This is a genomic window from Actinoplanes auranticolor, from assembly GCF_018332655.1.
In the GTDB taxonomy this organism is placed as follows: Bacteria; Actinomycetota; Actinomycetes; order Mycobacteriales; family Micromonosporaceae; genus Actinoplanes; species Actinoplanes auranticolor.
This window is the reverse complement of sequence record NZ_BOQL01000112.1, coordinates 1-739: the sequence shown is the minus strand read 5'-3', so window position 1 is coordinate 739 and position 739 is coordinate 1. Positions and strand designations below refer to the sequence as shown.

The 739-nt window shown below is 67.5% G+C and carries 1 protein-coding gene; it reads left to right on the top strand.

Translation table 11 applies throughout. From position 1 onward, the window contains the following. Positions 1-170 precede the first annotated feature (170 nt). Positions 171-739: IS5 family transposase (locus Aau02nite_RS45800; protein ID WP_212994989.1), on the top strand; the 569-nt coding region annotated here is incomplete at its 3' end.

The window sequence follows — 739 nt, the reverse complement described above, 5'->3', positions numbered from 1 at the left end:
AGTGCCTGTCCGGAAACTTGTGAGTGTCGATGGATGATGCGGCGTGGCTGGCTGACATGGGTCGGGCCTTGAGGTAAGAGCGCAGGTAACCACACCATCACGTTCGACCCTCAAGGCCCTGTATGACGTTCTACCTGGTCGCCGGCTCCAGCGCATCTACCACCGCCACCGTGTCTGATGATCACCTGCCCAGCAAGCGTGTCCGGCGATACCCGTCAGATACGACCGACGCGGAATGGCAGGTCATCGCCCCGCTGATCCCGGCCGGGCGGCCCGGCCGGCGGGGCGGGCGACCACCGAGGCATCCGCGTCGCGACATCGTCGACGCGATCCGCTACCTGGCCCACAATGGCTGCGTCTGGCGGGCGTTGCCGGCCGACTTCCCGCCGTGGAAGACCGTCTATGACTACCACGCCCGCTGGACCGCTGACGGCACCGTCAACCACCTGCACAATCACCTACGCGACCGGGTCCGTGCCGCTGCCGGCCGCGATCGGGAGCCCACCGCGGCGATCATCGATTCCCAGTCGGTACGCGCCGCCGAAACGGTCGCGCGCACCAGCCGCGGCTACGACGCCGGTAAGAAAGTGAACGGCCGTAAACGCCACATCGCCGTCGACACCATCGGCCTGCTGCTGGTGGTCGCGGTCAGTGCCGCGTCCGTGCAGGACCGCCACGCCGGACGCACCCTGATCTGGGCGATCCGCACCTGCTACCGCAACATCAGGCTGACCTGGGC